Annotated in this window: 18 protein-coding genes; 9 read left to right on the top strand and 9 right to left on the bottom strand. The window is 69.5% G+C overall.

Translation table 11 applies throughout. From position 1 onward, the window contains the following. Positions 1 to 54: 54 nt before the first annotated feature. Positions 55 to 729 (bottom strand): aldolase, encoded by a 675-nt coding sequence (locus tag MKK63_RS01385; RefSeq protein ID WP_243997997.1) that lies wholly within the window; start codon positions 727 to 729, stop codon positions 55 to 57. Further along, positions 726 to 1733 carry a LacI family DNA-binding transcriptional regulator gene (locus MKK63_RS01380; protein WP_243997995.1) on the bottom strand — a complete coding sequence of 336 codons (1008 nt, stop codon included), beginning with the start codon at positions 1731 to 1733 and terminating at the stop codon, positions 726 to 728. Before MKK63_RS01380 ends, MKK63_RS01385 begins: the two co-directional genes overlap by 4 nt. Positions 1734 to 2111: 378 nt before the next feature. On the opposite strand from MKK63_RS01380, the gene MKK63_RS01375 reads away from it, so the two are divergent. From MKK63_RS01375 to denD, 5 genes are all read left to right on the top strand, one after another. Continuing rightward, entirely contained in the window at positions 2112 to 3434 is a 1323-nt protein-coding gene (locus MKK63_RS01375; protein ID WP_243997993.1) for an MFS transporter, read from the top strand. A 184-nt stretch (positions 3435 to 3618) separates the two neighbouring features. Then, positions 3619 to 4527: an L-threonate dehydrogenase gene (gene ltnD / locus MKK63_RS01370; RefSeq protein WP_243997992.1), complete on the top strand. Its 909-nt coding sequence runs from the start codon at positions 3619 to 3621 to the stop codon at positions 4525 to 4527. A 29-nt stretch (positions 4528 to 4556) separates the two neighbouring features. Beyond that, a complete protein-coding gene (otnI, locus tag MKK63_RS01365) occupies positions 4557 to 5339 on the top strand; it encodes a 2-oxo-tetronate isomerase (RefSeq protein WP_243997990.1) in 783 nt (260 codons plus the stop codon). Further along, positions 5336 to 6610, top strand: coding sequence for a 3-oxo-tetronate kinase (otnK, locus tag MKK63_RS01360; protein WP_243997988.1), 1275 nt, complete (start codon positions 5336 to 5338; stop codon positions 6608 to 6610). Before otnI ends, otnK begins: the two co-directional genes overlap by 4 nt. Positions 6611 to 6782: 172 nt before the next feature. Continuing rightward, positions 6783 to 7760: a D-erythronate dehydrogenase gene (denD, locus tag MKK63_RS01355; RefSeq protein ID WP_243997986.1), complete on the top strand. Its 978-nt coding sequence runs from the start codon at positions 6783 to 6785 to the stop codon at positions 7758 to 7760. Between the two features lie 28 nt (positions 7761 to 7788). On the opposite strand, the gene rlmN is transcribed toward denD, so the two are convergent. Further along, positions 7789 to 9063 carry a 23S rRNA (adenine(2503)-C(2))-methyltransferase RlmN gene (gene rlmN / locus MKK63_RS01350; protein WP_243997984.1) on the bottom strand — a complete coding sequence of 425 codons (1275 nt, stop codon included), beginning with the start codon at positions 9061 to 9063 and terminating at the stop codon, positions 7789 to 7791. Between the two features lie 98 nt (positions 9064 to 9161). Between rlmN and MKK63_RS01345 the strand changes: the two genes are divergently transcribed. After that, on the top strand, positions 9162 to 9818 hold the full coding sequence (locus MKK63_RS01345) for a class I SAM-dependent methyltransferase (protein ID WP_243997982.1): 657 nt from the start codon (positions 9162 to 9164) through the stop codon (positions 9816 to 9818). Between the two features lie 153 nt (positions 9819 to 9971). On the opposite strand, the gene grxD is transcribed toward MKK63_RS01345, so the two are convergent. From grxD to recQ, 6 genes are all read right to left on the bottom strand, one after another. Next, positions 9972 to 10310 (bottom strand): Grx4 family monothiol glutaredoxin, encoded by a 339-nt coding sequence (gene grxD, locus MKK63_RS01340; protein ID WP_243997980.1) that lies wholly within the window; start codon positions 10308 to 10310, stop codon positions 9972 to 9974. 14 nt (positions 10311 to 10324) lie between these two features. Further along, entirely contained in the window at positions 10325 to 11200 is an 876-nt protein-coding gene (locus MKK63_RS01335; RefSeq protein WP_279574450.1) for a DUF29 family protein, read from the bottom strand. A gap of 23 nt (positions 11201 to 11223) precedes the next feature. After that, on the bottom strand, positions 11224 to 11460 hold the full coding sequence (locus MKK63_RS01330) for a BolA family protein (protein WP_007568343.1): 237 nt from the start codon (positions 11458 to 11460) through the stop codon (positions 11224 to 11226). A 23-nt stretch (positions 11461 to 11483) separates the two neighbouring features. Next, positions 11484 to 13709 carry a phosphoribosylformylglycinamidine synthase subunit PurL gene (purL, locus tag MKK63_RS01325; protein ID WP_243997976.1) on the bottom strand — a complete coding sequence of 742 codons (2226 nt, stop codon included), beginning with the start codon at positions 13707 to 13709 and terminating at the stop codon, positions 11484 to 11486. Between the two features lie 309 nt (positions 13710 to 14018). Beyond that, the gene (locus MKK63_RS01320) at positions 14019 to 15179 is read right to left on the bottom strand and encodes a hydrolase (RefSeq protein WP_243997974.1); all 1161 of its coding nucleotides are present in this window, start codon (positions 15177 to 15179) and stop codon (positions 14019 to 14021) included. A gap of 182 nt (positions 15180 to 15361) precedes the next feature. Continuing rightward, positions 15362 to 17203: a DNA helicase RecQ gene (gene recQ, locus MKK63_RS01315; protein WP_243997972.1), complete on the bottom strand. Its 1842-nt coding sequence runs from the start codon at positions 17201 to 17203 to the stop codon at positions 15362 to 15364. Between the two features lie 81 nt (positions 17204 to 17284). Here recQ and MKK63_RS31875 point away from each other — a divergent pair, with 81 nt between their 5' ends. From MKK63_RS31875 to MKK63_RS01305, 3 genes are read left to right on the top strand one after another with little or no spacing between them, the layout of a single operon-like run. Further along, positions 17285 to 17392, top strand: a complete 108-nt coding sequence (locus MKK63_RS31875; protein WP_313901732.1) for a type II toxin-antitoxin system VapB family antitoxin — start codon at positions 17285 to 17287, stop codon at positions 17390 to 17392. Continuing rightward, on the top strand, positions 17393 to 17524 hold the full coding sequence (locus tag MKK63_RS31870) for a hypothetical protein (protein ID WP_313901731.1): 132 nt from the start codon (positions 17393 to 17395) through the stop codon (positions 17522 to 17524). Next, positions 17524 to 17937, top strand: a complete 414-nt coding sequence (locus MKK63_RS01305; protein ID WP_243997970.1) for a type II toxin-antitoxin system VapC family toxin — start codon at positions 17524 to 17526, stop codon at positions 17935 to 17937. Before MKK63_RS31870 ends, MKK63_RS01305 begins: the two co-directional genes overlap by 1 nt. Positions 17938 to 17960 lie beyond the last annotated feature (23 nt).

Below are 17960 nucleotides of genomic sequence, written 5' to 3'. Positions count from 1 at the left end.
CGACCGAGATGTGTGAATCCGCAAGCCCGCAGAGGGGCGAGGGAGACGCGCGCCTTATCCGTGATCGTGAGGCCCGTCGGGCTCCGGCAGGGTCAGCCCGAAATGGCTCACCAGATCGGCCACCTGCCCGGGGCTGAGCTGCCGCGGATTGAGGTTGCGCAGGAGCAAATACAGCTTGGCGGTCTCCTCCAGCTCCTCGGTGGCGAAGACCGCGCCCTCCAGGCTGTCGCCGGCCACCACCGGGCCGTGATTGGCGAGCAGAACCGAACTGTACTTCCCCGCTAGGCCCCGGATCGCGTCCGCCACCGCCGGGTCGCCGGGGCGGTAATAGGGCACGAGCGCCGTACCGCCGGTGCGCATCAGGTAGTAGGGCGTCAGCGGCGGCAGCACCTGCCGTGGGTCGATCTCCGGCAGCATCGAGACCGCGACCGCGTGGGTCGAGTGCAGGTGGACGATGGCCTTTGCCTCGCTCCGGCTCTCGTAGAGCGCGCTGTGCAGCGGGATTTCTTTCGTCGGTTTGTCCCCTGAGATCAGGCGGCCGTCCTGATCCAGCCGGGAGATCCGCGCCGGGTCGAGGAAGCCGAGCGAGGCGTTGGTCGGCGTCACCAGCCAGCCGCCGTCGGGCAGGCGCAGCGAGATGTTGCCCGACGAGCCCGGCGTCAGGCCGCGCTCGAACAGCGAGCGGCCGTAGCGGCAGATATCCTCACGCAGCCGGCTCTCGTCGCTCATGCGGTCGCTCCCTCGATCAGCTCGAACCCGAGATCGATTGTTTTCGGACCTGCGCTCGTCAGGCAGGCGGCGGCTTGCCGGCCGATCTCCAGGCGCGGCGTGCGCACCGTCGACAGGGGCTGGGGCATCGCGGCCGCGAAGTCGAGCCCGTTGAAGCCGAACAGCGCCAGCCGTCCAGGAACCGCCAACCCCGCCGCCAGACAGGCGAAATAGCCGCCGAGCGCCATGTCGTCGTTTGAGAAGTAGACCGCGTCGAGGTCGGAAACGCGCGTCAGCAGCGCCTCCAGCCCCGCCCGGCCCGCGGCCGGCGAGGACGGCCCCGGCCGGATTTCCTTGTCGGAGAGCGCCAGACCCGCCTCCCCCAGGGCGTGCTCGAACCCGGCCAGGCGCTTGCCCGCGCGCAGGTCGACGCGCAGGTCGTGGCCGAGATAGGCGATCCGCCGGTAGCCCCGCGTGATGAGGTGCCGGGCGCTCGCTGCCCCCACGGCCCGGTTGGAGAAGCCGACGACCGCGTCGATCCCCGCCCCGTCCGTGTCGATCATCTCGACCACGCGCACGCCGCTCGCCTGTGCCAGGGCGACGGTCCCGGGATTGTGCTCCAGCCCGGTGAGCAGCAGCGCCGCCGGGCGCCAGGACAGGAGCGCGGCAACCAGCGCCTCCTCCCGGTCCGGATCGTAATCGCTGACCCCGATCACGCAGGGGATGCCCTCGGCGTCGAGCGCCGATGTCAGCCCGCGCAGCAGATCGGGGAAGACCACGTTGGCCAGCGACGGGATGACCACGCCGACGAGCCGCGCGCTCGCCCCCTGCCCGGCCAGGCTGCCGGCCAGCCGGTTCGGCACGTAGCCCAGGCGGGCGACGGCTTCGGCCACCCGCTCGCCGGCGCGCTTGGAATAGGAGCCGTGATTGCGCAGGACCCGCGAGACCGTGCTCTCGCCGACGCCCGCCGTGCGGGCGACATCGGTGAGGGTCACGAGCCGCCCCGGCAGCTGGGTTTCGTCCATGGCCCCGCTTCTCCCGGCGCGGTTTTCTTATGCGATGACAGCGCCCATTGGCCGGACGGATCCGGTCGGGCGCCGGCCCCTCCCCCGAGCGGGCTTCGATGTTCACACAACTGCGCCGACACTCTCCCCTCCCCGCAAGGGGGAGGGAAAAGCGCTTTCTCCTGAGAGCTTTCAGCCTCGGAGCGAGACGTGTGAATTCGTAAGCCCCCAAGGGAGGGAGGGCGCGTCGCGACACCTGACATAGCGGCGTGCATTATTTCGCACAACCGGATTGGCAGCGCTGCCAAACTGCGATATCGCTCCGCGCAACGTCGTCGTCGAGCGGCGAAGACCACTATTCGTCCGGACGCGGGATCGTACGGATCAGGGAGAACGCCCATGCCGGTCCAAGCCGCCCCGCTGGGGGGTGCTACCGCACAAGCGGACGACAAGACCTTCGCCGACCGCACCTACGCGAAGGTGTTCTGGCGCCTCGTGCCGTTCCTGATGCTCTGCTACGTGGTGGCGTATCTCGACCGGGTGAATGTCGGCTTCGCCAAGCTCCAGATGTCCCAGGAGCTCAAGTTCTCCGAGACGGTCTATGGGCTGGGCGCCGGGATCTTCTTCCTCGGCTATTTCCTGTTCGAGGTGCCCTCGAACGTGATCCTGCACCGGGTCGGCGCCCGGGTCTGGATCGCCCGGATCATGATCACCTGGGGGATCATCTCCGGCGCCTTCGTGTTCGTGAACTCCGCGTGGAGCTTCTACGGGATGCGCTTCCTGCTCGGGCTGGCCGAAGCCGGTTTCTATCCGGGGGTGATCCTCTACACGACCGCGTGGTTCCCCGCCCATCGCCGGGCCAAGGTGATCGCGGTGTTCATGGCGGCGATCCCGATCTCCGGGATCTTCGGCAACCCGCTCTCCGGCTGGATCATGGACGCGCTCAACGGCACCCACGGCCTGTCCGGCTGGCAGTGGATGTTCCTGATCGAGGCGGTGCCGGCGGTGCTGATCGGCGTCGCCGTGTTCCTCTACCTCGACAACCGCCCGTCCGAGGCGAAGTGGCTGACCGACGCCGAGAAACAGCTTCTCGAGCGCGACATCGCGGCCGACAACCAGGGCAAGGAATCGAGCCCGCACTCGATCGCCACCGTGTTCCGCAACGGCCGCGTGTGGTTCATGAGCCTGATCTACTTCGCCTTCGTCACCGGCCAGTACGGGCTGACCTTCTGGATGCCGACGATCGTCAAGGCGTCGGGCGTGCAGGGCAACTTCAACATCGGCCTGATCAGCGCGATCCCGTTCCTGTGCGCGGCGGTTGTGATGGTCCTGCTGGGCCTCTCCGCCGACCGGATGCGCGAGCGGCGCTGGCACCTGATCATCCCGGCGCTGATCGGGGCGGTGGGCTTCGTGGTCTCGGCCAATGCCGGCTCGACCACGGTGGCGGTGGCGGCGCTCTCGGTTGCGGCGGCCGGGGTGCTGACCTGCTCACCCCTGTTCTGGTCGCTGCCGACGGCGTTCCTGAGCGGCGCGGGCGCGGCGGCCGGGATCGCGCTGATCAACTCGGTGGGAAATCTGGCGGGTTTCGTCAGCCCCTACGTGATCGGGGCCCTGCGCGACGCCACCGGCAGCACCGCCACTGGCCTCTACGCGCTCGCCGCGATGCTGGTGGTCGGCTCGGTCTGCGTGTTCGTGACGCCGGCGCGGATGGTGAATCGCTGAAGCGCTGCCCCTTCCGCCGGCGCGACGCGCCCCCTCTCCCGTGCGGGAGGGGGTTGGGGTGAGGGATCAGGTCCCTCCGGAAAGTTCTCCTCCCTCACCCTGTCCCTCTCCCGCACGGGAGAGGGAACCCGCGCCTCACGCGGTAATGCAGAGGTGCTCTCCCCTTCATGCAGGAGCCGCCCCGATGACCAATCCAACCAACCGCGCCGCGGTGATCGGCCTCGGCTCCATGGGCTCCGGCATGGCTGGCTCGCTCCTGCGGGCGGGATTTTCCGTCGCCGCCTGCGACGTGAACCCGGAGGCGGTGTCGCGCCTCGCCGCTGCCGGCGGGCGGGGCGTTTCCACCCCCGCCGAGGCGGCGCGGGACGTCGACGTGGTGGTGAGCGTGGTGGTCAACGCCGCCCAGACCGAGGCGGTGCTGTTCGGCGAGGCCGGGGCCGCCGCCGCGATGCCGGAGGGCGCGGTGTTCGTCTCCTCCGCCACCATGGACCCAGCCATCGCGCGTGCGCTCGCTGCCCGGCTGGAGGCCACCGGCCGCCACTATCTCGACGCCCCGATGAGCGGCGGCGCCGCCCGCGCGGCCGACGGCGGCCTGACCTTCCTGGCCTCGGGCTCGGCGGCGGCCTTCGCGAAGGCCCGGCCCGCCCTCGATGCCATGGCGGGCACGCTCTACGAACTCGGCGACGCGGCCGGCCAGGGCGCGGCCTTCAAGATGATCAACCAGCTGCTCGCGGGCGTCCACATCGCCGCTGCCTGCGAGGCGATGGCGTTCGCGGCCAAGCAGGGCCTCGACTTGCGGCGCGTCTACGAGGTGATCACGAAATCCGCCGGCAATTCCTGGATGTTCGAGAACCGGGTGCCCCACATCCTCGATGCGGATTACGCCCCGAAGAGCGCGGTCGATATCTTCGTCAAGGATCTCGGCATCGTGCAGGACATGGCCCGGGCGGAGAAATACCCGGTGCCGGTGGCGGCCGCGGCCTTGCAGATGTTCCTGATGGCGTCGGGCGCCGGCATGGGCCGGGACGACGACGCCTCCGTGGCGCGGCTCTACGCACAGGTCTCGGGCGCGACGCTGCCGGGCCAGAAATAACTGGATCGCGCGTAGGGAGACCCAAAAGCATGCCGCGCTTTGCCGCCAACCTGAGCCTGATGTTCAACGAGGTGCCGTTCCTCGACCGGTTCGACGCCGCGGCCCGAGCCGGGTTCGACGCCGTCGAGTTCCTGTTCCCCTACGAACACCCGCCCGAAGCCATCGGCGAGCGGCTCCGGGCCAACGGCCTGACCCAGGCGCTGTTCAACCTGCCGCCGGGCGATTTCGCCAAGGGCGAGCGCGGCTTGGCGGCGTTTCCTGAGCGGTTCGATGAGCTGAAGGCGGGCGTCGACACCGCGCTCCGGTACGCCGAGGCGACCGGCGTCGGCCGCCTCCACCTGATGGCGGGCCTCGCCCCGCACGACGACCCCCGCGCCGTCAAATCCTATCGGCGGGCGGTCACCTGGACGGCGGAGCGGCTGGCGCCGGCCGGCCTCGACCTCGTTCTGGAGCCGATCAACGGCCGGAACATGCCGGGCTACTTCCTCAACGATTTCGGCCGGGCCGCCGACCTGATCCGCGACTTGGCATTGCCCAACCTGAAGCTGCAGTTCGACCTCTACCATTGCCAGATCCTGCACGGCGACGTGACCATGCGTCTGCGCGCCCTGTTGCCGATCATCGGCCACGTCCAGACCGCGAGCGTCCCCGAGCGGCACGAGCCCGGCACCGGCGAGATGGCCGACTTCTTCCTGTTCGACGAGTTGGACCGGCTCGGCTACGCCGGCTTCGTCGGCTGCGAGTACATCCCGGCCGCCGACACCGTCGCGGGTCTCGGCTGGCTCAGCGCCTACAGAGGGAATGCCCGATGAGCCTCGCCCTGGGATGCGTCGCCGACGATTACACCGGCGCCTCGGACCTCGCCAACACCCTGACCAAGGCGGGCCTGCGCACGATCCAGACCATCGGCGTGCCCGAGGAGGGTCGGGCCCTGCCGGAGGCCGACGCGGTGGTGGTGGCGCTGAAAAGCCGTTCGATCCCGGCCGATCAGGCCGTCGCCCGTTCGCGTGAGGCGGAAGCCTGGTTGCGGGCAAGGGGCGCCGCCCACGTCATGTTCAAGATCTGCTCGACCTTCGACTCCACCGATGCGGGCAACATCGGGCCCGTGATGGACGCCCTGCGGGGTGATGCCGGCGAGGCCATCGCGCTGGTCACCCCTGCCTTCCCGGAGACGGGCCGGAGCGTCTACCAGGGCAACCTGTTCGTCGGTTCGGTGCCGCTGAACGAGAGCCCGCTCAAGGACCACCCGCTCAACCCGATGCGCGACGCCAACCTCGTGCGCGTGCTCGGGCGCCAGAGCGGCAGTCCGGTCGGTCTGATCGACACCGCGACCGTCGCCCGGGGCGTGGGGGCCGTGGCGTCGCGTCTTGATGCACTCGCCGCCGAGGGCAAGGGCGCGGCCATCGCGGACGCGATCTTCGACAGCGACCTCGAAACCCTCGGCCGGGCGATCGTCACCAAAAGGTTCTCGGTGGGCGCCTCCGGGCTCGGCCTCGGCCTCGCCCGCGCGTTGGCCGCCGACGGGCGCGGCACGACGGACGCCGCCGGGGCGGCCATCGGCGAGCCGGTCGGCGGCACCTCCGCGTGCCTCGCGGGCAGCTGCTCCCAGGCTACCCTCCAGCAGGTCGCCGCCGCGGAGGCGATCATGCCGGTGCTGCGCCTCGATCCGGCGCGGCTCTTGGCCGGCGCCGACGTGGTGGCCGAAGCCCTGGCCTTCGCGGAGGAACGTCTCGCGTCCGGACCGGTGCTGATCGCCACCTCGGCGCCTGCCGACGCGGTGCGCGCGCTTCAGGCCCAGCACGGCGTCGATGCGGCGGGCCACGCCATCGAGGCCGCCCTGGCCGCCATCGCCGAAGGCCTCGTCGCCCGCGGGGTACGCCGGCTCGTGGTGGCCGGCGGCGAGACCTCGGGAGCGGTGGTCGACCGGTTGGGCCTCACCGCCTTCCTGCTCGGTCCCGAGATCGCGGCGGGCGTGCCCGTCCTGCGCACCGCTGGCCGGCCGGAGCCGATGCTGCTCGCGCTGAAATCGGGCAATTTCGGCGGTGCGAATTTCTTCGGCCGCGCCCTGGACATGATGCGATGAAGGGGTTCCCAAAGGGACCAAGTCCCTGTGGTGGGGTTTCCGGGGTGAAACCCCCGGCATACGGATCCTGGTCCCCCGAAAGAGGATCCAGGATCCGTACAGCAGGGCTCTGCCCTGCACCCGCCAAAGGACCCGTCCTTTGGAAACCCATGACGTTTTTCGGGAGGTTTTCATGCACGCCCTGATCCTTGGCGCCGCCGGCATGATCGGCCGCCGCCTCGTCGATGCCCTGGTGACGGCGGGTGATGTCGGCGGCCAGCCGCTCGCCGCGCTGACCCTGCTGGATGTCGTGCCACCCTCCGCACCCGAGGGCTTTTCAGGCCCGGTCCGGGCCGAGGCCGCCGACCTCACGGCGACCGGTGCTGCCGAGGCCGCCATCGCCGAGCGGCCGGGGGTGATCTTCCACCTCGCCGCCGTGGTCTCGGGCGAGGCGGAGGCGAATCTCGAACTCGGCTACCGGGTCAACCTCGACGGCACCCGCCTGCTTCTCGACGCGATCCGCGCGGCCAACGCGGCGGATGGCTACCGGCCGAAGCTGGTCTTCACCTCCTCGCTCGCGGTGTTCGGGCCGCCCTTCCCCAAAGTCATTCCCGACGACCATATCCTGCGCCCGGCCTCCTCGTACGGGGTGCAGAAGGCGATGGGCGAGCTGATGCTGGCCGACTACGCGCGGCGTGGCTTCCTCGACGGGATCGGCCTGCGGCTGCCGACCATCTGCGTGCGGCCGGGCAAGCCCAACAGAGCGGCCTCGGGCTTCTTCTCCGGGATCATCCGCGAACCGCTGGCCGGTCAGGAGGCGATCCTGCCGGTGCCCGATACGGTCCGGCACTGGTTCGCCAGCCCCGCGGCGGCGGTGGGCTTCCTCATCCATGCGGCCGGGCTCGACCTCGCGGCGATCGGACCGCGGATCAGCCTGACCATGCCGGGCGTCTCGGCAACGGTGGCGGACGAGATCGAGGCCCTGCGCCGCGCGGCGGGCGACAAGGCCGTGGCGCTGATCCGGCGCGAACCCGACGCCACCATCGTGCGGATCGTCGGCTCCTGGCCTGAGGCGTTCGAGCCGGAGGCGGCGCTGGCTTTGGGCTTCCGGGCGGATGCGTCCTTCGACGCGATCGTAACCCAGCACGTGGCCGAGTTCCACGGCGGCTGAGCCTCAGGGGCGGTTTTCGGCCGCCCGCTCAGTCGTCGGCGCCGGCGTAGAAGCCCTCCACGCCGATGCCCTCTTCCTGCATCATCCGGGCGCGGGCACGCAGCTTCTCGGTCTCGCTCTTGAGCTGGCCGCAGGCCGCCAGGATATCCCGGCCGCGGGGCGTACGCACCGGCGAGGCGTAGCCGGCGTTGAACACGATCTCGGAGAAGCGCTCGATCCGGTCCCAGTCGGAGCATGCGTAGCGGCTGCCCGGCCAGGGGTTGAACGGGATCAGGTTGATCTTGGCCGGGATCCCCTTGAGCAGGCGGACCAGTTCCCGCGCATCCGCGTCCGAATCGTTGACGCCCTTCAGCATCACGTACTCGAAGGTGATCCGGCGGGCGTTGCTCAGGCCGGGATAGGCGCGGCAGGCGGCGAGCAATTCGGCGATCGGGTACTTGCGGTTGAGCGGCACCAGCTCGTTGCGCAGATCGTTGCGCACGGCGTGCAGCGAGATCGCCAGCATGGCGTTGGCCTGCTCGCCGAGCCGGTGGATCTGCGGCACGACCCCGGAGGTCGAGACCGTGATCCGCCGCCGGGACAGGGCGAGCCCCTCCTGATCAGACATCACCCCCACCGCGTCGACCACGGCGTCGAGGTTGTAGAGGGGCTCGCCCATGCCCATGAACACGATGTTGGTCACGAGCCGGCCGACCTCGCCGGAGCCGCCCGCGTCGCGGCTCGGCATCTGGCCGGGCCAGTCGCCGAGTTCGTCCCGGGCGACCACCAGTTGCTGCACGATCTCGGCGGCCGAGAGGTTGCGCACGAGGCGCTGCGTGCCGGTGTGGCAGAACGAGCAGGTCAGGGTACAGCCGACCTGGCTCGACACGCAGAGCGTGCCCCGGTCCGGCCCCGGAATGTAGACGCACTCGATCTCGGCGCCGCGATTGTGCTCCTGCGGGTTGGTCGGCGCCATGCGCAGGAGCCACTTGCGGGTGCCGTCCCGGGAGACTTGGCGGCTCGCCACCTCGGGCCGCTCAAGCGTGAAGTGCGCGGCGAGCTGCGCCTTCAGCGCCTTGCCGACATTGGTCATCTCGGCGAAGTCGGTCGCCCCGCGGAAGTTGACCCAGTGCCAGATCTGGCCGGCGCGCATCCGGCTCTCGCGCTCGGGCACGCCCATGCCGACGAGTTGCGCCTTGAGGGCGTCGCGGGTCAGGCCGACCAGCGACGGCGGCCGGCCGGGCAGCGGCGCGGGCTGGAAATCGGGCGCCTTCTCGATCGCGGCATCGGCCGCGCGGGCGCTGTCGAGCGACGGGCTCGCCATGGCGTTCAAACAATCCATCCCCTTGGAAAGGTTTGATATAGGCGATCGCGGCGGCGAATGCGAATGCGCGCCGCCCACGGCTGACCCCACGGAGAGCGATGGCGACCGACACGCAAGCCGGGCAGGCGATCTACAATCCGCGCACCCTGCAGATCTACGAGCTCGTCGTGCTGCGCCTGTCGAACCCGCTGATCTGGCGCTGCCCCACGGCGCGGATCCTGGATCTCTACGACCGGCATGTGGGCTTGGCCCATTGCGATGTCGGGATCGGGACCGGCTGGTATCTCGACCGATGCCGCTTCCCCACACCTCGGCCGCGGGTCGGCCTGATGGACCTCAACGCCGACAGCCTCGCGTTCGCGGCCCGCCGGATCGAACGCTACCGGCCCGAGACCCACCGGGTTGACGTGCTGGGCAAGCCGGCCATCGGAATCGCACCGTTTGACTCGATCGGGATGACCTACCTGCTGCACTGCCTGCCGGGCGACATCACCGAGAAAGCCAAGGCCTTCGATACGGTGAGGCCCTGCCTGCGCGACGACGGCGTGGTGTTCGGCGCCACGATCCTGTCGGGCGGTGTCCCGACCACGGGTGCGGCGCGGGCATTGATGCGGGTCTACAACCGGAAGGGGGTGTTCTCGAACGCCGCCGATACCCTGCCGGACCTGCGTGCGGCGTTGGACCAGCGCTTCCGGTCGGTAGAGATCACGGTCGTCGGCTGCGTGGCGCTGTTCGTGGCGCGCGAGCCGCGCTGATCCGGTCATCGTCTTTGCGAGCGGAGCAGTTCAGCCGCGCCACGCTTCCCGATGGCGCGCTGCCCTGGGTTGCTTCGCTGCGCTCGCAATGACGGGCGCACGAAAAAGGGCGCCCGCAGGCGCCCTCATCCATCGTGAACGGTCTCAAGAAAATCAGGCGGCGGCGGTCTTCACCGGGATGCCCTTCTCGGCCAGGAAGGTCTGCAGCTCGCCGGACTGGAACATCTCGCGGGTGATGTCGCAGCCGCCGACGAACTCGCCCTTCACGTAGATCTGCGGGATGGTCGGCCAGTTCGAGAAGGCCTTGATGCCCTCGCGGATGCCTTGGTCGGCCAGGACGTTCACGCCCTTGAACGGCACTTCGAGGTAATTGAGGATCTGCACCACCTGCCCGGAGAAACCGCATTGCGGCATCTGCGGCGTGCCCTTCATGAACACCACCACGTCCTGGGAGGTGATCTCGTTCTGGATGGTCGTGTTGGCGTCGGTCATCGGGTACCTCGGGTTTATTCGATTGGCTTCATATCGCCGGTCCCGGCCAGCTTCTCAAGGAGGCCGGCGACGGGCAGCCTGCCCGCGGTCAGATCCTCGTAGCTGAACGGACAATCCTGCGGCAGATCGCGCGGCACGCGGATCGCGTAGTCGGCCAGACTCGTCGCGGCATCGGAAACGCCGCGCCGCCAAGCCGCGTTCAGGTCGATCAGCCGACGCATGGACGGCTTCGCCTCGCGGGTGATCCGGAGCAGAAACGCGTCGATCTCGATCCGCCAACGATCGCGGCTGGGCGCGTTCGGATCGGACAGAAGCTTCACGAGGTGCTCGAAAACCAGCTCCATCTTGCGGACCACGCCGCTGACTTGCGAGCGGCCCACGTAGAGGAGCTCCTCGATGATGCACTGCCAGTCGATCTGTCGGGACAGGGGGTCGGATCGCTCCGCGAGCCGCGCGAGCAGGGCGACCTGTTGATGGCACCACGCGACGGTGTCGCTGTCGATCAGTTCAGGCTGTTCGCGACGCAGTTCGGCGGTCTCGTGGATATCACGCGCGCGCTGCGTCGCGGCAGCGGCATCAGCGCGCCCGGCGAGCAACCGATCCAGCCAAGCCTCGACACCGCCTTCTGCATCCCACGCATAATTCCCGAGGGCGGCCGGGACCGCGTTGCGATCGATCGAATCGTCCGACCCGGCTATCTTCGGCATGGCCTCGAACAGGCGCTCATGGAGGCCGATCGAGAAGTCTTCGGACGCGACGAGATGGCGAACACTCTCGAAGAGGGACGGGTCGTCCAGCAAGGCGCCGAGCAGTTCGCGTTCCCAGGCGAAGGTCTCCCCCCAGGTCGGCGGCCGTACGCGTTCGATGAAGACGGACGGTTTGAGACTCATCGCAAAGCTCGAGGGTCGTCGCCTCAATCCTGCGGCACGCCCGTGGTCAGCGCAAGGGCGTGGAGCACCCCGCCCATCCGGCCCTGGAGGGCGCCGTAGACCATCTGGTGCTGGGCCACCCGGGTCTTGCCCTTGAAGGCCGCCGACAGGACCGTGGCGGCGTAATGGTCGCCGTCGCCCGCGAGGTCACGGATCTCCACCTGCGCGTCCGGCAGGGCCTCGCGGATCATGCGCTCGATCTCGCCCGCATCCATCGGCATCGGGTCACTCCTGGGAGAAGGGGTCAGGCGGCGGGCGCGGCGGGCTGGCTCGCCATGTAGGCGGGCAGCCAGCCCTCGTGCGCGGCGGTCAGGTCGGTGAGCGATATGGTCTCGCCGCCCGGCAGGGTCAAACGGTCGGCGCCGGTGACGCCCACCGAGGCCGCCGCGACCCCTTGCGCCGCGGCAGCCGAAAGGATCTCGGTGGCCGCCTCCGGCCGCACGGCCAGCAGGTAGCGGGCCTGATCCTCGCCGAACAGGTAGGCGTGGGGCGCCAGATCCACCGGAACGTCGGGCAGCGCCGCGCCGATACCGCCCGCCATCGCCATCTCGGCCAAAGCCACCGCGAGGCCGCCATCCGCGAGGTCGTGGACCGTGTCGACGGTGCCGGCCTGGATCAACCCGCGGACGAAGTCGCCGTTGCGGCGCTCCAGGGCAAGGTCGACGGGCGGCGGCGCGCCATCCTCGCGGCCTTCGATCACCGACAGGTAGGACGACTGGCCGAGCCAGCCCTCGCTCACCCCGATCAGCACCAGCACGTCGCCCTCGCGCTTGAGGGCGATGGTCGCGTGGCGCGCCACGTCGTCGAGCACGCCGACGCCGCCGATGGTCGGGGTCGGCAGGATGCCGACGCCGTTGGTCTCGTTGTAGAGCGAGACGTTGCCGGACACGACCGGGAAGTCCAGCGCCCGGCAGGCCTCGCCGATGCCCTGGAGGCAGCCGACGAGCTGGCCCATCACCTCGGGTTTTTCCGGGTTGCCGAAGTTCAGGTTGTCGGTGATGGCGAGCGGCTTGGCCCCCACCGCCGTGATGTTGCGCCACGCCTCGGCCACGGCCTGACGGCCGCCCTCGACCGGGTCGGCCTCGCAGTAGCGCGGGGTGACGTCGCAGGTCAGCGCGAGGCCCTTCGGCCCGTCCTCGACCCGGACGATGGCGGCGTCGCCGCCGGGCTTCTGCACCGTGTTGCCCAGAATGAAGTGGTCGTACTGCTCGAACACCCAACGCTTCGAGGCGAGGTCGGGGGAGCCGACCAAGCGCTTCAGTGCGTCGGTGAGCGAGGCCGGGGCCGGCACCTCGGAGGCCGCGATCACCGGCTGGTGGGTGTTGGCCAGATGCGGCCGGTCATAGAGCGGCGCCTTGTCGCCCAGCTCCTTGATCGGCAGGTCGGCGACGGTCTCGCCGTGCCACTTGACGACGAAGCGTAGCGTGTCGGTGGTCCGCCCGATCACCGCGAAGTCGAGGCCCCACTTCACGAAGATGGCCTCGGCCTCCGCCTCCATGCCGGGCTTGAGCACCATGAGCATCCGCTCCTGGCTCTCGGACAGCATCATCTCGTAGGGGGTCATGCCGGCTTCGCGAGCCGGAACCTTCTCGATGTCCAGTTCGACGCCGAGGTCGCCCTTGGCGCCCATCTCCACCGCCGAGCAGGTCAGCCCGGCCGCGCCCATGTCCTGGATGGCGATCACGGCGCCGGAGGCCATCAGTTCCAGGCAGGCCTCCAGCAGCAGCTTCTCGGCGAAGGGATCGCCGACCTGCACGGTCGGGCGCTTCGACTCGGTGGCCTCGTCGAACTCGGCCGACGCCATGGTGGCGCCGTGGATGCCGTCGCGGCCGGTCTTGGAGCCGAGATAGACGATCGGATTCCCGACCCCGGTGGCGGCGGCGTAGAAGATCGCATCGGTGCGGGCGAGGCCCACCGCCATGGCGTTGACCAGGATGTTGCCGTCGTAGCGCTTGTGGAAGCCGGTCAGCCCGCCGACGGTCGGCACGCCGAAGGAATTGCCGTAGCCGCCGACCCCCGCCACGACCCCTGAGACCAGGGCGCGGGTCCGCGGATGGTCGGGCGAGCCGAACCGCAGGGCGTTGAGCGCCGCGATCGGCCGCGCGCCCATGGTGAAGACGTCGCGCAGGATGCCGCCCACGCCGGTCGCCGCGCCCTGGTAGGGCTCGATGTAGCTCGGGTGGTTGTGGCTCTCCATCTTGAACACGCAGGCGTGGCCGTCGCCGATATCGATGACGCCCGCGTTCTCGCCCGGCCCCTGGATCACCCACGGCGCCGAGGTCGGCAGCCCGCGCAGGTGCTTGCGGGAGGATTTGTAGGAACAATGCTCGTTCCACATCGCCGACACGATGCCGAGTTCGGTCAGCGTCGGATCGCGCCCGATCAGGCCGCGGAAGCGCGTGTACTCGTCCGGCGTCAGGCCGTGCTGGGCCACGAGTTCGGGGGTGATCGGAACGTCGTTGCGGAACATGCGAAGGGTCTCGGCAGAGAGCGGCCCGTTCCGGGAGACACGGGCCGCGGCGAGCCCGGACCGGGCGGGCATCATCTAGGCTGCCCCGGCTCTAGAGCGGAAGCGCCCGCCCTGGCAACATCCGTGGGTATTCCGGCGCGGGGGCGTGGCCTTGCGGGTTCATGGATCTCTTGGAATCACAGGAACGTCCGCATCCGCAATTTCTCGCTTCCTCCTTTGCCGCGGAAGGGTCTGCGCGTGTCGGTTTCGGATCAGAATTCGGTCGAAGCCGACTGCTCTCAGGGATCAGACCTGTGAACAAGCTCGCGCTCAAGCCGGTCGACGACCGGCGTCGCCATCCGGCTCATTCTCTCGGCATCGTGCGATCAGAGCATGCACCGGCTCCGGCCCGGTCATCAGGTCGAGATAATCGAAGCCGTCCACGCTCTGGCTCGCCATGAGCAACTGGAAATGCATCTGGAACAGGTTCCACTGGCGCCGGCGGACATCGCTGCCCGTGATCAGGTCGTTGATCATCACCCCGAGCACGGCCGGGCGCTCCGGGTCCGGCGGGGTGAGCGCGCAGGCGGCCAGGGGGTTCTGGGCGTGGATCGACAGCCAGTCCCAGGGGGCACGCACATCGATCCAGCCGATCTGCCGTGCCCGCCCGAAGCGCAGGAGCGCGTCGCGGAAGCCCAGTGCGGCCGGGTCGAGGCCGAGCCACGGGATGACGCTGCCGATGCTCACGAAGGTGACCGGCGTGCCGCGGGTGCCGAAGCCGGGATCGTGGGCGAGCACCCGGTCCAGCACCTCGATCCCGAGGAAGCTCGACGAGGAATGGCCCACCACCACCACCTCGTCGGCCTCGCCCTCGGCGGCGCGGATGCGGGCCGCGAAGGCGTCGAGGCGGGGCGCCATTTCGGGCGCCGCGCCGGCCGCGTAGGCGTGGGTGAAGGCGGTGTCGTCCACGAGGTGGGAGACGTAGAGGGGCTTGCCGCGGGTCACCCGCATCAGTCCGGCCAGGATCGCGTAGGCCAGGGGCGGAACCGCCAGCAGGGACCAGGGGCGCAGCGCGTCCGGCGCCAGGGCGACGAGCCCCCCCGCCAGGGCGAGGCTGAGGCCGACCAGAGCCAGATAGATGAGATGCACGCCGAAGATCACCGTGGAGAAGCGCCAGCCCTCCCGGCGCAGATCGGTCGCGTAGCCCGAGCGCCACAGCCGCCAGAGCAGTGCCGGGACGCCCCGGAGGCGGGCCCAGCCGGATTGCGGGAAGCGCGCGCGGACGATGTCCTCCCAGCGCAGCAGGACAGTGCGGGTGTCGACACCGCGCGACTGCACGCTCCAGGCAAGAGCGAGCCCGTCGGCCGAGCGGACCGGATCGCCCACTGCGATCGCGGCACCGCGCCGGGACGCGGTGAGGCGGGCCTCGCGGCGGAAGAGGCCCCAGTAGACCTCGGGCTCCCGCGGGTCGAAGCCCGGCAGGTAGAACACGGTCCGGGAGGTCAGAATCGGAGAACGCGGCGGTCCTGATCGGGCGGCGGCTTCATCCGGGGCAGTCCGGGGCGGCGTATCGGTCACGGGTGCGGAAACGGAAATGACGGGTCCGATCGATTCGGTTGGGGGCGCCCTGCCTACACCAACCGCCCCAGCGCGTTGAGACGGCGGGCCTCATCTCATGCCGCTGGGGGATGGGACAGGAAGTCGGCGATCGCCGCCACGAACCGCTCGCCATAGGCCTCGCGCTTGCGCTCGCCGACCCCGTGTACGGTGCGCAGGGCCCAGAGATCGACGGGTTTCTGGCGGGCCATCTCGATCAGCGTGCGGTCGGGAAAGACCATGAAGGCCGCGATCCCCTCGGCCCGGGCCAGCGTTGCGCGCAGGCCGCGCAGGTGCTGGAACAGCGCCTCGTCGGTCTCCGACAGCGCGATCTCCCCGTCCTCGCGGGGCGCAGCGCGGCGGCGCTCGCGGGAGTCCGCCTTCGGTTCCGGGTCGGGGCGGAGCTGGACGGGCTCCCGTCCGTACAGGATCGCCTCGCCCTTCGCGGTCATCGACAGGCCGCCATAGCCGTCGGTATTCTCGGCGATGGCCCCGGCCGCGAAGAGCTGGCGCAGGATCGCCCGCCATGCCGCCACCGGCTTGTCGGCGCCGACCCCGAAGGTCTTCAGGCCCGCGTGGCCGTTGCGGCGGATCGGCTCGCTCTCCTTGCCGTGGACCACGTCGCAGATATAGGCCGCGCCGAAGCGCTGCCCGGTGCGCACGATCGCCGAGAGGATCTTCTGGGCCGAGACCGTGCCGTCCACCAGGGTGACGCCGCCCCGGCACAGGTCGCAGCGGCCGCAGGGCTCGCTCGCCTCGCCGAAATAGCCGAGCAGCGATTGCCGCCGGCAGGTGGCGCCCTCGCACAGGGTGATCATCGCCTCGAGCTTGCGCCGCTCGACCCGGCGGCGCTCGTCGGAGATCTCCTTCTCGTCGATCTGGCGGCGGCGGAGCGCCATATCGTCGAGACCGTAGAGGGTGAGCGTATCGGCCGGCAGTCCGTCGCGCCCTGCGCGGCCGATCTCCTGATAGTAGCCCTCGACGTTGTTGGGCATGTCGGCGTGGCAGACGAAGCGCACGTCCGGCTTGTTGATGCCCATGCCGAAGGCGATCGTGGCGGTCATCACCACCCCGTCCTCCTGCAGGAACCGGTCCTGGTTGCGCATGCGCGTGCCCTGGTCGAGGCCGGCATGATAGGGCAGCGCGTCGAACCCGTCCTTCTTGAGGGTCTCGGCGAGCTGTTCGACGCGCTTGCGCGACGAGCAATAGATGATCCCGCTCTCAGACCGCCGGTGCTTCAGGAAGCGCTCGATCTGCCGGGCCGGGTTGTCCTTCGGCTGGAAGGTCAGCCGGATGTTCGGCCGGTCGAAGGAGTGGACGAAGATCTTTGGCGGCCGCCCCTGCGGGAACAGCCGCTCGGCGATCTCGGCGCGGGTCGCAGCATCGGCGGTGGCGGTCAGCGCCAGGGTCTGGATGTTGCCGAGCGCCGTGCGGGCGCGGGCGATCTCGCGGTATTCCGGCCGGAAATCGTGGCCCCATTGCGAGACGCAATGCGCTTCGTCGACGGCCAGCCGCCTTACGCCGGCCCCGCGCAGGGCCTCGATGCAGCCCTCCATCAGCAGGCGCTCGGGCGAGACGAACAGCAGCCGGAGTTCCCCCGAGCGCAGCATCCGCCAGGTCTCGCGCGAGTCGGATTCCGTCACGCTCGAGTTGAGGGTCGCGGCCTCGACACCGACGCTCTTCATCTGCTGCACCTGATCGTGCATCAGCGCGATCAGCGGCGAGACCACCACGGTCAGCCCCGGATCGACCAACGCCGGGAGCTGGTAGGTCATGGACTTGCCAGAGCCCGTGGGCATCACGGCGAACACGTCGTCGCCATCCAGCACCGCGCCGATCACCTCGTCCTGGCCGGGCCGGAAATCCTCGTAGCCGAAGGTTTTTTTAAGCGCGGCGCGGGCCTCGTCGAGGCGGGTCATCGGGATCCTTGGTCGGGGTACGGGCCGCTTGCGGCGTCTGCGTGTAGACACTAACCTTTCTGTGTCTACACGGAGGTCACCATGCCGCTCAACATCCGCAGCGAAGAGGTGAATCGACTCGCCGAGACGCTGGCATCGAAGGCCGGCGTGAGCAAGACCGAGGCGGTGCGAATCGCGCTCGTGAACTAGTTGGGTCGCCGCGAGGAGTCGCTGGCTGATTTCCTCGCGAAGATCAAACCGCTCCAAGATAAGCTGGCAGCCTACCCGGCGACGGGGCTCAAGGCCGACAAGGCGTTCTACAGCAGCCTCTACGAAGACTGATGTTTATCGATGCCTCGGCGATCGTCGCGATCCTGTGCCGCGAGGAGGGGTACAAACAGGTGGCGGATCGTCTTCGCCAAGCCCCACAGCGTTTGACGAGCGCCCTTGCCCTGTTCGAGGCCATCCTGGCGGTGGCCTGCATTCATTCGGTGTCACCCGAAACTGCCGAGGGCATCGTGAACGGCTTCCGCGAGAAGGTCGATATCGCGTTGGTTTCCCTTGGCATCGCCGAAATCCGCATCGCCGTTGCTGCGCACGCCCGCTACGGCAAGGGCCGCCACCCGGCCCGCCTGAACCTCGGCGACTGCTTCGCCTATGCCTGTGCGCAGATGCACGGCGTCCCCCTGCTCTACGTCGGCAACGATTTTCCGAAGATCGATATCCGCCCGGCCCTCCCCCGGCCGGTCGGCTGAGCAGGATACCCCGTCCGCAGTCA

The organism is Methylobacterium sp. J-088 (assembly GCF_022829295.1).
Classification (GTDB): domain Bacteria; phylum Pseudomonadota; class Alphaproteobacteria; order Rhizobiales; family Beijerinckiaceae; genus Methylobacterium.
Note: the sequence above shows the minus strand (reverse complement) of the source record. Positions and strands in the feature narration are given on the sequence as shown.